This is a genomic window from Novipirellula herctigrandis, assembly GCA_007859835.1.
Taxonomy (GTDB): domain Bacteria; phylum Planctomycetota; class Planctomycetia; order Pirellulales; family Pirellulaceae; genus Novipirellula_A; species Novipirellula_A herctigrandis.
Genome location: SJPJ01000001.1, coordinates 185,408 through 199,662 on the forward strand (window position 1 = coordinate 185,408; position 14,255 = coordinate 199,662).

At 51.5% G+C, this 14,255-nt stretch carries 12 protein-coding genes; 5 read left to right on the forward strand and 7 right to left on the reverse strand.

Going from position 1 to position 14,255, the window contains the following annotated elements; all coding sequences use genetic code 11:
- Nucleotides 1-183: 183 nt before the first annotated feature.
- Nucleotides 184-1,041: an alpha/beta hydrolase gene (locus tag CA13_RS00660; protein WP_419193769.1), complete on the reverse strand. Its 858-nt coding sequence runs from the start codon at nt 1,039-1,041 to the stop codon at nt 184-186.
- Between the two features lie 300 nt (nt 1,042-1,341).
- Here CA13_RS00660 and CA13_RS00665 point away from each other — a divergent pair, with 300 nt between their 5' ends.
- Together CA13_RS00665 and CA13_RS00670 are read left to right on the forward strand one after the other, a co-directional pair.
- Nucleotides 1,342-3,192 carry an arylsulfatase gene (locus CA13_RS00665; RefSeq protein ID WP_146393854.1) on the forward strand — a complete coding sequence of 617 codons (1,851 nt, stop codon included), beginning with the start codon at nt 1,342-1,344 and terminating at the stop codon, nt 3,190-3,192.
- Between the two features lie 10 nt (nt 3,193-3,202).
- A complete protein-coding gene (locus CA13_RS00670; RefSeq protein ID WP_146393856.1) occupies nt 3,203-3,979 on the forward strand; it encodes an SGNH/GDSL hydrolase family protein in 777 nt (258 codons plus the stop codon).
- A gap of 57 nt (nt 3,980-4,036) precedes the next feature.
- Here the strand turns inward: CA13_RS00670 and CA13_RS34445 are convergent, their stop codons facing one another.
- A complete protein-coding gene (locus tag CA13_RS34445; protein WP_419193770.1) occupies nt 4,037-4,195 on the reverse strand; it encodes a hypothetical protein in 159 nt (52 codons plus the stop codon).
- Between the two features lie 446 nt (nt 4,196-4,641).
- Between CA13_RS34445 and CA13_RS00675 the strand changes: the two genes are divergently transcribed.
- Nucleotides 4,642-6,108: an ISNCY family transposase gene (locus CA13_RS00675; protein WP_146393859.1), complete on the forward strand. Its 1,467-nt coding sequence runs from the start codon at nt 4,642-4,644 to the stop codon at nt 6,106-6,108.
- 181 nt (nt 6,109-6,289) lie between these two features.
- On the opposite strand, the gene CA13_RS00680 is transcribed toward CA13_RS00675, so the two are convergent.
- Together CA13_RS00680 and CA13_RS00685 are read right to left on the reverse strand one after the other, a co-directional pair.
- Nucleotides 6,290-7,906: a beta-galactosidase gene (locus CA13_RS00680; protein ID WP_146393861.1), complete on the reverse strand. Its 1,617-nt coding sequence runs from the start codon at nt 7,904-7,906 to the stop codon at nt 6,290-6,292.
- 352 nt (nt 7,907-8,258) lie between these two features.
- Nucleotides 8,259-9,035 (reverse strand): C-GCAxxG-C-C family protein, encoded by a 777-nt coding sequence (locus tag CA13_RS00685; RefSeq protein WP_146393863.1) that lies wholly within the window; start codon nt 9,033-9,035, stop codon nt 8,259-8,261.
- Between the two features lie 443 nt (nt 9,036-9,478).
- On the opposite strand from CA13_RS00685, the gene CA13_RS00690 reads away from it, so the two are divergent.
- Both CA13_RS00690 and arsB read left to right on the forward strand, forming a co-directional pair.
- Complete coding sequence (locus CA13_RS00690; RefSeq protein ID WP_146403250.1) at nt 9,479-9,763, forward strand: ArsR/SmtB family transcription factor; 285 nt, start codon at nt 9,479-9,481, stop codon at nt 9,761-9,763.
- A 71-nt stretch (nt 9,764-9,834) separates the two neighbouring features.
- Nucleotides 9,835-11,076, forward strand: a complete 1,242-nt coding sequence (arsB, locus tag CA13_RS00695) for an ACR3 family arsenite efflux transporter (protein ID WP_146393865.1) — start codon at nt 9,835-9,837, stop codon at nt 11,074-11,076.
- Nucleotides 11,077-11,425: 349 nt separating this feature from the next.
- Here the strand turns inward: arsB and CA13_RS00700 are convergent, their stop codons facing one another.
- The 3 genes from CA13_RS00700 to CA13_RS00710 all read right to left on the reverse strand — a co-directional run bounded on the left by CA13_RS00700 (nt 11,426) and on the right by CA13_RS00710 (nt 14,082).
- Nucleotides 11,426-12,043 carry a DedA family protein gene (locus CA13_RS00700; protein ID WP_146393867.1) on the reverse strand — a complete coding sequence of 206 codons (618 nt, stop codon included), beginning with the start codon at nt 12,041-12,043 and terminating at the stop codon, nt 11,426-11,428.
- A complete protein-coding gene (locus tag CA13_RS00705; RefSeq protein WP_146393869.1) occupies nt 12,040-12,690 on the reverse strand; it encodes a hypothetical protein in 651 nt (216 codons plus the stop codon). Before CA13_RS00705 ends, CA13_RS00700 begins: the two co-directional genes overlap by 4 nt.
- A gap of 417 nt (nt 12,691-13,107) precedes the next feature.
- Nucleotides 13,108-14,082 carry an endonuclease/exonuclease/phosphatase family protein gene (locus CA13_RS00710; RefSeq protein WP_146393871.1) on the reverse strand — a complete coding sequence of 325 codons (975 nt, stop codon included), beginning with the start codon at nt 14,080-14,082 and terminating at the stop codon, nt 13,108-13,110.
- Nucleotides 14,083-14,255: the final 173 nt, after the last annotated feature.

Here is a 14,255-nt window from a genome sequence, read left to right on the forward strand (position 1 = left end):
AGATTCGGATGTCCGCTTGCACGGCAATATCAGCCAGCACTCATGGTGGTCGATGGCGCTTAGAATGATTCCTAGCGGTCACGGTTGGGCGTTTGCTTCGGCGACGGACGAACGCCGCACTGAAAAGTAGAAGCCGTCACGAAGTTTGCCAATTATCACGAGCGGATTCATGCGAATATCGCGTTAGTGTTGCAGTCGTTTTCCAAGAAACTGAATCATCTTCGCACCAGCACGCTGATAATACATCCCCAAGTTGTGAGGCGTGTCTGGCAGGACGACGACTTCGTGTGGGATTTCCAATTCTTTGAACTTTTCGGCGAGTGGCTTGAATGCCTGCGGACGATCTTGATCACCATTGACGAGCAGTGCCGCGTACCCATTGCCTCGAAGTGTTTCGGCGCCGCTCACTGCGGCGGCGAGAGTTGCATCGGCATCGCGCCACATTCCTCCTCCCCAGCTTCCCGCGGCACAAAAGAGTTCGGGGTGCATGACGGACAATTGCACGGCTCCGGCGCCACCCATGGAAAATCCCGCCACCACCCGCGACTTAGCTTCTGCCTTCGTCGGATAGCTCTCGTCGATCAGCGGTATCAGCTCCGTCAATATCATTGTCTCGACGCTGCCGCGATAGCCGCTTCGTCCTCCGTTAGGAAAAACACAGATGACTGGAGGGATACTGTCATCACGGACACCTCGCGCGATATGGCTTGCGAAGCCTGCCGAGTCGCTGGCTTCTGTGCCTCCCATGCCGTGCAGAAAATAGATGACCGGGTACCGAGTATTGCCGCTTGCATCGTAATCCGCAGGAGTGAACACAACATAGCCAACGTCGTGCCCCATTGCTTTGCTGCTTAACACTTTGTGTGTCAGTCCTGGTCCATTTGGCAAGTCAGGGTTGACCCAGGAAACCGGCGGGCGCTGATCACGCGTCCGTTGCCCACAAACCTGTGTCGGACCCGCAAACAAAAACGCGACGAGCGCACACGCCACAAGCAATGGCATGCGACGAATTTGTTGGTGGATCATTAAGTCTATCTTCATTGCGGTAGCCTTGATGTGTCTTTTTGTTCTTGGAGAATTACCGCGTTCATGTTACTGAGTCTCGCGACAAGTTTGTTGCTGTTCGAGTCGCTACCGATGCTTTTCGACCAAATATGCAACCCCGTTTTCTCGCCATATGCCGAATTGCCCTGATACCTGTGATGACATTCAACACCGGCGGATTGCTTGAATGGTTTGTTTTCGCGGTGTCTAATGCTCTGCTTAGTTTCTTGATCATTCGGGTGTTATTCAACCGCTCAATATCTTTTTTCCGTGAACTCGCTGCGAGAGGTGGATTCAATGAAGTCCCAAATACTGTGCTTGGCATTCCTGTTGACTGCTGTTGTTTCAGCGAGAGCAAATAAACCCAACGTAGTTGTCGTTCTGACTGATGACCAAGGGTATGGTGATCTGTCGTGCCACGGCAACCCGTACGTGAAGACGCCGAATCTGGATCGACTATTCCAGGAATCGATTCGCTTTACCGACTTTCATGCTTCATCGATTTGCACACCGACACGATCGCAATTGTTGACAGGAATCGACGCGGTTCGAAACGGTGCTTACAACTTTGGCTATGGTAAAACGAGCATTTTTGAAACGATTCCGAATGATGACGGTAGGCAAAGAAAAGTTCATCTTATGCCGGAGTACTTCAAGGCCAACGGATATGTGACGGGGCACTTTGGCAAATGGCATTTGGGCGACCATTACCCCTCTCGATCGATCGACCGCGGATTCGACACGGCACTGACGTTTCCGTCCGCATCCATTTGGCAGTCATCTAACTACTGGAACAACGATGGATTTGATGACTATTACTATCGCGATGGCAAAATTGAAAATTGCACTGGCTATTGCAATGATTTGTGGTTTGATGAAACGATTCGATTCATCCGTCAGGCTCATCAAAGCGAACAGCCCTTTTTTGTTTACCTAGCGACCAGTGCGATGCACACTCCGCTGTTTGCCCCTGAGGTGTACAACCAACCCTATAAGGATCAACCAGAACTGACGGAACAGTTTTATGGCATGATCGCGAATTTCGACATGAACTTTGGGAGGCTCGATAGATTCCTCGAAGCAAACGGCCTAAAAAAAAGCACCATTGTTACCTACATGTCCGACAATGGTGGCACGTTTGGTGTTCAACAATTTAATGCTGGAATGCAGGGCCGAAAGGGGAGCCCTTTGGATGGTGGTCATCGAGTTCCCTGCTTCTTGCGATGGCCCGACGGGATTCCGAATGCGGGAAGAGATATTCATGAACTCGTGATCGTTCAAGATATTCTTCCCACATTGATCGATTTGTGTGATCTCGACGATCCGTGGTCCGACGAGATCGACGGTTTGAATGTTGCGCCAACGATTTTGCAGAGAAGTCAAGACTTATCGCAACGCATGTCAGTTGTCCAGTTTTCAACAAAGCGGCGGGGACTAAATCCTTACGCGGTTCTTTGGGGAAAATGGAGACTGATGAGCGATGGAAAGCTATATCACCTCCAAGACGATCCGCAGCAAATACATGACATCGCCGATGAGCATGCCGAGATCCGCGATGCAATGTTGGCGTTCTACCAGGATTGGAAGGAGTCGGTTCAGCCTTCACTTGACAAGTATACGTCGATTGACATCGGCTACTCCGGCTTTGAACGTATCGATTTGACGTGCTTCGACTGGCTCGAACTGGAGGGAAAGGGAAACCCATCACAGCAATACGACATTCGCCAGGGGATGGACATGCACGGATTTTGGAATCTTCATGTTCATGAAAAGGGCGTCTATCGCTTTACGGCAAGAAGGTGGCCACGCGAAGCGGATTCGGCGATCACCGCCTCGCTGCCGCCCTTTGTCAGTGAATACGCGAAGCAGGCCGGAAACATTCTACCCCCTTCTTTGGACGAGCACCATCGTTGGGATGATTTGTCGACAGGCGGCATCTATCCAGCCGGTAAGGCGATCGACATTTCAAACGCACGATGTTCGATCGGCGAATCCTCAACCTTTAAGCCCGTAAAACAAAGTGATAAGTCAATCAGCTTTGAACGTAAATTGGAAACTGGAAAGCAACGTCTTCAAATCGACTTTTTGAATCGTGAACATCAGGTGCAATGTGGTGCCTATTACGTTGAAATCATCAAAGTGAAGTAGCAAAACGATCATGCCAGATAGACGCACATTTTTATCAAACAGCATCGCGGTTGTTGGCACCGCTGCCCTTTGTGGCATCACCAAAGCCGAACAACATTTTGCCGGTCAATACAAAATCGACGGCTACCACTATCGACTTCCTGAGTTCAAGAAAGGCAGTCGTCTGCTTTTTCAAGGTGACTCGATTACTGACATGAAGTGGGGGCGAAACCAGACGGACCGAAATCATTATTTGGGACACAGCTACGTCTATCTGTTGGCTGCCCGCCTTGGCGTTGAATTAGCTGACGCACAGCTTGACCTCTACAATCGTGGAATGAGCGGACATACGGTTGCAGATCTTCGCAAGCGTTGGCAAAAAGATGCAATTGCTATGAAGCCTGACCTGCTGAGCATTCTGATCGGTACGAATGATGTCGGTCACGGTGTACAGGCGGACGCGTTTGAATTCGATTACCGCCACATACTCGATGCCAGTCGAAAAGCGAATCCTGAACTGAGGATCGTCCTTCTTGACCCATTTGTACTTCAGTCGGGAAAGTTGAAGGACGAAATAGCTTGGGCAACTCGTCGTGCTGCCACTGACAAACTCGGTTCGGTCGTAGCTCGTCTGGCAAGGGACTATGACGCTGTGCACATCAAAACGCAGAGGATATTTGATGCCGCAGCCGAGGATGTTTCCCCCGAGCATTGGATCTGGGACGGAATTCACCCGCTTCCACAAGGACACGAACTGATCGCCAGACATTGGATTCAAGAAGTCAGTGCACGTTGGCCCAAGGTTTAACAACCTGGCACCGCACGGATAGAAAATGTGGGCTCTAGTTTCTCAAAGCCAAACGGATCAGCGGCCTGCGGTTTCGCGGCGGGCGATGAAGTCCTTGACAAGAAAACGATGCGCATCGGCGCGAATCACGCCTTCGGGGCTTCGTTGTTGTGCGTGAATAATACCAGCAGCCAAACAATAGACGGCAAATGGCAAACAACGAAGATTGTGGGGCATCAGAAACAACCTGTGAAGTGAAACGGCGGCTAAGCGATCAAGTGTGCCCGCTTTAAAGAGCCAAGGCGCCCACGTGAGGCCAGTGCGGAATGGCCAGTTTGGCCTTGAACGAATCGCTTTCAATATTGCTCATCCGTTTGGGGACGCGCAGACGGCGACATCAAAATTATACGGCCCCACACCTAGTGTAGGTCGATGCATAATCTTGCGGTCGAGCAGAGCTTGCGGTCGTTCCGTTAAGAACAGACGCATGTACTTTGCCGACGTGGAAGCTCACCCCGAATCAGTTGGTTCCTCTAATTAGTGTCCGTCCAAAAATTGAATGGCCGCATAAACTGCGATGTTTTTTGAGAAAAAGCTCCCCGAAGATCGAACCCGCAAGCAGGTTCGGGCGTTGGAATTGTTGACTAAAAGCAATTTCAAACGCAAATCTTCGAGGAGTGAACGTGGTCCGAAAGCACTATCAATCTCAGCATCGCTTCGATTGCAGCCCTGTCGCACAAGTACAACTCAACTTGGAATGCCGCGACGAAATCGTTCCGATCCTCGCGGGTCTGCAGTTCCTTTATACCAACAACAAGCTTCGTCACAAAGCTGTCAAGTTAGTCGCAGCCGATCTCAACGAAGACTCTCGTCGAGATATCGGCAGGCCCGGCATGGATGACTGGCACGTCGTTGTTTTGGCGGCTGTTCGGTTGGGGTGCAACTTCGATTACGACAAACTCCAAGACCAAGTCGAGAACCATCGCTCGCTCAGAGGCATCATGGGAATTGGCGATTGGCAGGACGCCGACGAATTCACCTTCAGACGCATTCGCGACACGTTGTGCAAACTCAAGCCTGCAACGATCGAGAAGCTTAATCAAGTCATCGTCACCTCCGGACAGGAGATTGCACCTGAGGCTGCCGCTTCGGTTCGTGCCGATTCGTTCGTTGTCGAAACCAACATTCATCATCCGACCGAAAGTAGTTTGATCTTCGATGGGGTACGCAAGTTTGTTCCGCTCTGCGCTGACTTGGCTGGCATGCTTGAGATTGATGGCTGGCGTCAGTCCGATCACTTGACGAGGAAGATCAAGAAGCTCAAACAGAACATGGGACGCATCGCCGCGAGCAAGAGTCAGGTCAAGAAAGACGCATTGCAATCGCTCTACATGGATCTGCTTGTCCGAACCGAGCAGTTGCTCACGCGAGCCGACGAGTTGGTAAAAACGGCGAAATCGGAGTTGTTCTCGACGGCGATTGTCTCCAAAATCGCGGCAATCGAGCGATGGATCCAACTAACTCGGCAGGTCTGCGACACCGCTCGTCGTCGCGTGCTCCTTGGCGAAAGAGTTCCCAATAGCGAGAAGCTGTTCAGTCTTTTTGAAACTCACACGCAGTTGTACCGTCGCGGTAAAGCTGGGCAACCGAATCAGTATGGACGCTTGGTCTTGGTCTACGAAGACGCCGCAGGATTCATCAGTCACTATCATTTGATGGACCGCACCAGCAAAGACCAAGATGTTGTCGTTGAGCAGACACGAATTGCTCAGCGAAAACATTCGGGTCAGATCGAAACGGCGTCGTTTGACCGAGGCTTTCACAGCGATGAAAATGAGACGGCATTGCAAGAGATCGTTGATGACGTTTGTGTTTTACCACGTGCTCCCGATCAGTACGCCGAACGATTGAAAAACGGAAGCGTGAAGTTTCATCAAACACGTCTACGTCACAGCGGTGTGGAATCAGCGATCGGTGCTTTACAGCGAGGCAACGGGCTGAAACGTTGTCGTGATCGTAGTGAGATCGGCTTTGAGCGCTACTTTGGTTTGGCGGTACTTGGTCGCAACCTACATACGCTTGGCAAGTTGTTACTTGCCAAGCATCATGCCATTAGCGCCTCGGCACAGAGTGATCGCCAAGCGGCGTAGGCAAATACTCCTTTGGAATCGGAGCAACGGAAGGCTATCGGTCTGCGCGCCAGGCGAAAACGGCGTAGAAAACGAGCGTTGTTCGCCACTAAAACCGCCCCAGAGCTAAATCTTCGAAGTACTCAGCGGACGTGAAATCCGCTAAAATCAGCCACTCGAGCAATTTCCGGACGGACACTAATTACAGACGTTCAACTTCGACCATGTGAAGATAGATAGGACTTTCTGTTGCCGTCAATCGAAGATGCGAGCCATCGTGATCGGCGTTCAGCTTGCCGGACGGAACCTCTAGCGAAGCCGTTTGCCAGCGGTTTGTTCCTCTGCACACGACATCCATCGATTGGTCGCCCACTGAAACATGAAGTCTGCCAACGTCTTGGTCGAGGTACGTTACGTTCATTCGTGATCCCCGGTCTGGTAGGCTGTCGACGAACACTTGGTTAACTTTCAATCGAACGGATTCGCCCGCCGGCAAAACACGCGCCCATGCCCCAAACCGCTGATCATCGGGTCCCACGTTCACAACGTTTTCTCCATGACTCGAATCGCCCGGCAGTCGCCGCATCAGAAAGTCGTAGTCATCATTAAAAACACTCAAGTGTCGCTTTGCTTCGGAGATCCCATTCGCAGCACGAATCGTGTTGTTCTGTCGAAAGGCAACCCATGCGCCAGGTGACTTATCGGGGCACGCGTGGTATCCAACGTATTTGTCGGCGAACCGAAAAGCTGCCTCGAATTCACGCTGGTAGGCTCCACCGGGTTCGTGGTAGTGGATCCCGCCGCTGCTGTACGATCCGTCGATCGCGACTCGCATATCCGTCGCATAGAGTGCGATGTACGAGACCCCGCAGTGAAGATCCAACAAAAGACGCCAGTAACCCCATTGCGGCGGGCTGCACCAACGGTCATCTCTCTTGCCACCATGATGTCCCCAGGTCGACGCCCAAGGCTCGGCATAGGCGGTCGTCTTTCCTGAACGGCAATCCTCGACAAACCGTTGGTATCTCCTTTCCGTTCCGGACGAGCGAGGTTCCGCCTCACTCGATGTATGGAACCAGCTGAGCGTGCCATTTTCAAATGCGTCTCGATACTTTTCCTCCAGCTCATCTGAAATGCCATTACGTACAAAAACCCGAATCGCACCTTGGAATGCGTCGATGTAAGTATCCATTACCGCCTCGATGTAATGGTCCGTCAGTTCCCGACTCCAGGCCGCCAGTTCCATACGATTCACTCCATCTGGCACGATCCATTGGTCGAGCGCCCGGTGCTTCGGCTCGATATAATGATGTTCGGTGCCGATGGCATTCAGGTTCATCCGCAATCCGAGTAACGTGTTTCCGTGTTGCGAGTTTCGCAGATGGTCTGCAAACGCCCGCAGCATTCTCTGGTACGCGATGCGATGCGTTGGATGCCAGAACATCAGCGTGCCTTTTGAATCGCGGACTTGTACCGACAGCCTCTCCTCAAGATAGGGAACCTGATCGAATAGCCACGCTGGTTTTTGGTTGCCGTTGATCTGGATCGTTGCGAACAAACCTTGTTGATGCAGTTCAGCCAATTTCTCTTCAACTTGCGAAAAGTCGTACTTGCCTTTTGACGTCTCAATATCAGCCCATTGAAGAACAATTTGTCCCCCTTTGATGTAGGGCTGCGATAAGTACTTTTCAGAACTGGCCGAGTACCAGATCGCATACAGTCCGCTCTTAGAGTCTCGCTCGGCGGCAAGCGAAACGTCAGGGCAACAAGCAACTTCGGCGATGACAAGGATCAGAATGATAAGTGCGTGATGCTGCATTTGTCTGTGCCCGATGTTGGAGGTCGCCGCCGGCTGATAAATCAATCGAAAGTCATTGTACCGCAGATACCGCGGCGTTTAACATGCTTATGCATAACACCTACAAACAGTTTCTCATTGGTGAGAAAAAACTTTTTCGGCTTAGCGACTTCGCGGCGAACTCCGGATCGCTACGGGTACACGCACCTAAAATTAAACGGATTTGGTCGACCGGACGAATGAAACGGTTTTCTTAATGGCCCCCACGACATCAAAACATTGGTAGAGAAAGAGAAACCACTTGGACCAGTGGGGTTCAGGCACGCGTCTTTTGGCGCAAGCAGTGATTGACCGTCCGCTTGCAGCTTCTGATTCACGGATGTTCTCCGTCGAATTGATGGCAGGTCCCACAGTTCATTTTGACCATGGCGTTGCCCATATCCTCTTTGCCGTGGCAATCGATGCACGATTGAACCTGCGGAGTCAACTTGCCCAGAATACGTTCGCCGTCGAGGTCACGATTGAGTAGCTCGACAATTTTACCTGCCCCATCAGCAGCAAGTCGCCGGCAACGTTCTTTCTTTTCCATACTGAACGCTTCGCATCCGGTCGTCTCGCACCATCGACCGGTCGAAAGATGGCACAACACGGAACCTGAAACACTCGAAGGTGTGTCGTCTGCCCATGCCGGTTTCTCCGGTTCATACTGTGGCAGCGGCGTTGTCTCGTACCAGACAACAAGTTCCGCAATCATGGCTTCGCGTTTTTCCTTCGGCTTCTCACTGTGAAACATACCAATCAACGCAGACCCGCCATTGATCACTCCACATAGCGAACCACATCCACCGACGCCGCCATCGCCAAATCGCATCATGTCAATCGGAAATGACCGAAACGGTTCCCCGACCTTATTGGCCAATGTACCGATGACACCGCCCACGACACCGTACATGCAACCTCCTTCTGGATAAATTCGGTAGGTTCGCTCGGCAACATCGGCCGGATCAAGTCGTCGGTAACTCCACGAAGGCTCCGATGGGAACTCAGCGGTGGCGATATTCATTCCTGTTTCGCTACATCCGGTTAACAAAGCAGTCCCGCCAATCAACCCCAAAGAGGAGAACGCTTTGCGTCGATTAATTTGGATCATGATTGAATTTGTCCCAATGGAAAGAAGTGTCGAAACTTGAAGCCGAACCGAAATACGCACTGAGCAGATTCGTCGGCGATCCGGTCTTTCGTGCTGTGCCCGTGTGTGGCCACCAATCCACTTCGTCCAGCAGGGTATTGAGAACCAAATTTGCAATTTAGAACGCTGACGTCGCAACCACGCGCCGCTGTGGACCGATGCTACGTGAATGCCAATGCGTATTTGGCATGTTAGCCAAATACGCACGGAGAGTCAATATGCGAAGGTTTCCTTTGGATTCAATGACGTTGCCAACGGGTGTCGACGTTTGCTTGGCGTCTATTGACTGGGACAACCGGTTTGCTTATCGTTTATCGTGGATTAACGATAAAGGGGATCGATTAACGATAAAGTGATCGGTGAAATTGAAAAAGGCAACCAAAAAACGATGTGACTCCACGCCGGTGAAGCTACAGGCTGATCCCATGGCGGAGGACGTTGCGCGTCTTGCTTGGGCAATCGCTCATCCAGCGCGAGTACAAATCGTACGGTTGCTGATTGGTCGCGAAACTTGTGTTTGCGGAGAGATCGTTGACTGTTTGCCATTGGCCCAATCGACCGTTTCTCAACATCTAAAAATACTGAAAGAATCGGGCTTGATCCAAGGGGAAGTGGACGGGCCGAAGGTCTGTTACTGCATAAATCCAGAGCGGCTTGAACAACTCAAGACGTTCGTTGCTGGATTGTGACCGTTTTTTTACTTGTGTCTATCGTTTAGCGGCGATAAACGATTGTAGCTCACTCATTGGATGACACGGATATGAATCAACCCAACGCATGCCCGAACGACAAAAAGGGTATTGGTTTTTTTGAACGCTACTTGACCCTTTGGGTTGGCCTCTGCATCGTCGCGGGAATCGTTCTTGGCAAGATCGCTCCCGGGATTGCCCAGTCACTCGATGGAATGGCGATCTATGTTAATGGCGCGCCGGTGATTTCGATTCCGATCGCAGTTTGCCTGTTCTTCATGATGTACCCAATCATGGTCAAGATCGATTTTGGCGAAGTCGTCAAGGCAGGCAAGGCGATTCGGCCTGTTGGATTGACGTTGTTTATCAATTGGGCCATCAAGCCCTTCACGATGTACGCAATCGCCAGTTTCTTTCTCGGCACTCTGTTCCTTGGTTTCATTGGGCCGGATGCAGTCGATTACGTCAAGGCGCCACTGGGTTCCAATCTGGAAGTCGGGGCAACCTATGGTGCGGGTGAAGTGGTATTGGTTGAAGGCGTGAAGATGCTCCAAGTTCCACTGTGGCGAAGTTATTTGGCTGGGTGCATCTTGCTTGGCATTGCCCCCTGCACTGCAATGGTCTTAGTTTGGGGTTTTTTGGCAAAAGGCAACGACGGACATACGCTAGTGATGGTCGCGATCAACTCGTTGGCGATGCTTGTATTGTACGGAGTCTTGGGCGGGTTCCTGCTTGGAGTCGGCCAGCTTCCCGTTCCCTGGCAGGCGTTGTTGTTGTCAATCGGCGTCTATGTCGCTTTGCCTTTGGCAGCCGGTTTTTTGTCACGCAAATGGTTGATCGCTAACAAGGGAGAAGTTTGGTTTCGTGATAAGTTCTTGCATTTCCTGACGCCTGTTACGATCACGGCACTTCTCGCAACGCTCGTATTATTGTTTTCCTTCAAAGGCGAAACGATCGTTGAAAACCCGCTAACGATACTCTGGATCGCTATTCCCTTGACGATTCAGACGTTGGTGATCTTTGCGTTTGGCTATTGCCTCAGCAAAGCGTTGGGATTCACTTACGAGTCCGCTGCTCCAACCGCGATGATTGGTGCGTCGAATCACTTTGAGGTGGCGATTGCCACGGCTACGATGTTGTACGGATTGTCGTCTGGTGCAGCATTAGCGACCGTTGTCGGTGTATTGATAGAAGTGCCGTTGATGTTGGGATTGGTCAAGTTTTGCCTGAGGACACAAAGTTGGTTTTCCAGCGAAGTTTCCGATAATGAAAAAACAAAAAACGCCGCCCCATCGGTTCAGGACTCTGTTTGATGCATGCAATGGAACGCTAAGTTCACTTAGACGAAATTTTCCCAAGCATCTTGGATTAGGCGTGAATCGAGGATCGCTGGTTGCGATTGTGCAATGCGATTGTGCAATGCGATTGTGCAATGCGATTGATTCCTTTGGTGAGCTGTCCGTTTACGTAACTTTGTTCGGCAACAAAGCGTGCGGTTTTGGTCCAAATGGGAAAACGTGTTGCCTGCCGGCAAAGCACCGACGATGCCGTTTGCTGCTTATCATCGCGGCAAAAGTCAATGCAGTCTTGAAACAAACCGGCCCCCGGCCCCCATTGCTGCTACCAGATTGGCCGATCGAAACGGATTCTGCAAAGCGTGGCTCAAGGTTTTGGTAATGCGCGGTTAGGTCGTAAACGCTTCCAATATAGATAGACGCCAATCACCAAGAATACGATCCCTGCTAACAGTCCACTACAATTGCTAACCAATTCCGCGATCACTTCCCACTGACTACCAAAGGCATAGCCGAGACCGCCAAAGACGATGATCCATGTCAGTTCGCCGGCGATGTCGCAAAACAGAAAGCGGATCAAGGGATATCCACCACTTCCAGCGGCCAAGTTTGTCGGAATGGCAAATGGCGTGAGTATCCAACGCGTGAGGTAGACTGCGATTCCGCCTCGTTTTTGAAAAGTCAATTGAGCGCGTTGCCATGCCGTGTTGTCTTGAAATCGGTCCTGCAAGTTGCGCCGTGCCAATCGTCCCATCCCATACGAAACCGTATCGCCCAGTACAACTGCGACCAATAACAGGATAAACGTCGATGTCATCTCCATCACGCCAGTTCGAACGAACGCTCCACCTGCGATTACGAAAAGCGTACTTGGCATCGGTACGCCTACTGCAACCAAGAAGACAGCAAGAGCCAACATGGGCTCGCCATAGGCTGCAATCCAAGACAGGAATCGTTCGACAAGCATGATCGCAGGAGGATTCACGGCGCGTCCTCCGATTGTCGACGAAGCACTGTCGCAATTTCTTCGCACAACCGATGTGGCCCCCCGGGGAAACGTAGACGCCCCGCCAGTTCGTCAAACGGCAAATGGACATTGACTTCACCGTCCCCGTTCTCGTCAGGCCCGTGCGTGGCCTGCTGTGCCAAATCAGCTAGCCCTAACTCGTCAATAATCGTTGTTGCCGACACACCAGAACTGTTGGCAACATATTGCAGGGTCATCCAACCGCGGACATCAACCAAACCGGTCACCACAGGGTTTTCGCGATAGGCTAAAATTGTTTTTCTAAGCTGATCAATCACCGCAGGATATCGACCCAGCGAGGATTGCCCCAGTTCAAGCTCCTCATTTAAGTGCCGGATGTCAATGTTACGGCGACGGTCCTCCAATTCGACGCCCAACTCTGCGAAAAGATATTCCTGAGGAACTGCGTAGGCGGCAGCAACAAAATGAATCGTCATCCAAGGACGAATTGCATCCACATTGGCGTCTCCGGTGTCCAATCCCTGTTGTTTGGTGTATCGGAACTGATGATAGGACTTCCGAGTGCGATTGCCATAGTAGAGGATCAGCCCAATCCCGATAGCAAGCAGGCAGATTGTTAAAACTCGGCGACGCGCGATCACCATAATTGTGTCTTCTGATGTCTGTTTGTTAATGCGAATACCGTCCCTGGGGGTGGATATTATCGCCCCTGATGGACATTGTACTGCAAATGGATTCCAAGTCATTCCGCCTGAACCCAGCTGAGTTCTGCACCGCCGTACCGTTCTTGAACAATGGGACAGGTTGGCAATCGTTAACTGATTTGTGTTCGTTTCGTCTAGCGGTGCTCCGCAACGAGTTAGCGGTTCGTTCCAATTGAAACTTCGGGTGGGGATTGTAGCGAGGGCTGGCAAAAGTTACGACGATTTATCGGACCCTCCGAGACTCTTGACGAGGAGACTCTTGACGAGTTTCGCAACGGCCCGAACCAAAAACTTGTCGTTACGTGCCCGCGAAGAACCGGCCCTGCATGAAGTCTGAAATGGTTCTCTTCCATGCGCTCATTCGTGGACGCGGGCAACGACGGGGCGGTGGTCAGATTGTTCCGTGTTGATGACTTGGTAGTCGGCGAACTGCGTTAATTTGGGAATCAGGATCCAATCGATGACTCGCGTGGGATCGTTTGACTCGAACGTCATCGAGGACTTCGTGGGGATTTCGGTTGGATGACGTTGAAACAAGCCGCTCTTGTCAAACAGTTCGATTGCATTACCGCCTTTTTCGTCAACGTCGCTGACGGGAAAAGTCGTTGGTGTTGAGTTCAAATCACCAGCGATGAAAAAGGCAGTTTCGCTGGATCCAGCGATGTCGCAGAGCACTTGGGCCGAAGCAACTCGCAACGCTTCGCTCCGCGATGACAAATGTACCCCAGCAACGGTAAGGATGGAGTCACCAGTTGCAATCTCGCAAACGACGCCGCGTTTCTTTCCGCCTAACCAGGTTTCCCAAGCAGCGAAATCCGGTAGTTCGACTAGCTTTGCGTCTTTGATTGGATACTTCGACAAAACTGCATTACCGAACCGCCAAGTCCAGAACAAAATTCGGAAATCGATGTTCCGCTGCTCGACCCAATACGGATAGTCCGCAGCGATGGCTAGCGATTCGGCTTGATTCACCCCGTGACTCCAACTGGCGTCAAAGTCCACTTCATTCAAAACGACCCAATCGGCATTGATCGTCCGCAATGTCGTTGCGATCTCGGTTAGCCGTTTCGATCGCTGGTCTTTTGATTCTCCGTTCCAATTGCTTTCGGAAAGACCGCGGCCGTGCGCAATGTTATAGGTTGCGATCGAAAAGGTGTCCTTGCGCTCCGGTACGTGCGAAGCTCCGGAGCTATTGTGATGGACCGATACACGCCGCCCGGGCGACATAAGTCTGCTGACGGTGTACGGCCCGACGACAACAACGAAGGTGACAAGCAGGAGGCGAGCGATGTTGCGGCTTGGAATATATCGGCGGCGCGGGCGTGTTGTCATTCGGTGCTTGTCGTTTGTAGATCACAGCGAGGTGCTCACCTTTGCGTCACGAGCAAACAAATCGCGACAGTGCTGCTATAACTCGCGTTTGGTGACACTAATATAGCGGATCCCAAATCGAAAACATCATGCCGAATCCTTAGGCCACTCCATCGTCTGGCGCAGCTTCCGAA

Coding starts and splice junctions, on each gene's coding strand:
- CA13_RS00705 (WP_146393869.1), bottom strand. CDS start 12,690: ATGGTGATCGCGCGTCGCCGAGTTTTAACAATCTGCCTGCTTGCTATC.
- CA13_RS00710 (WP_146393871.1), bottom strand. CDS start 14,082: ATGACAACACGCCCGCGCCGCCGATATATTCCAAGCCGCAACATCGCT.
- arsB (WP_146393865.1), top strand. CDS start 9,835: ATGAATCAACCCAACGCATGCCCGAACGACAAAAAGGGTATTGGTTTT.
- CA13_RS34445 (WP_419193770.1), bottom strand. CDS start 4,195: ATGCCCCACAATCTTCGTTGTTTGCCATTTGCCGTCTATTGTTTGGCT.
- CA13_RS00665 (WP_146393854.1), top strand. CDS start 1,342: ATGAAGTCCCAAATACTGTGCTTGGCATTCCTGTTGACTGCTGTTGTT.
- CA13_RS00680 (WP_146393861.1), bottom strand. CDS start 7,906: ATGCAGCATCACGCACTTATCATTCTGATCCTTGTCATCGCCGAAGTT.
- CA13_RS00670 (WP_146393856.1), top strand. CDS start 3,203: ATGCCAGATAGACGCACATTTTTATCAAACAGCATCGCGGTTGTTGGC.
- CA13_RS00685 (WP_146393863.1), bottom strand. CDS start 9,035: ATGATCCAAATTAATCGACGCAAAGCGTTCTCCTCTTTGGGGTTGATT.
- CA13_RS00660 (WP_419193769.1), bottom strand. CDS start 1,041: ATGAAGATAGACTTAATGATCCACCAACAAATTCGTCGCATGCCATTG.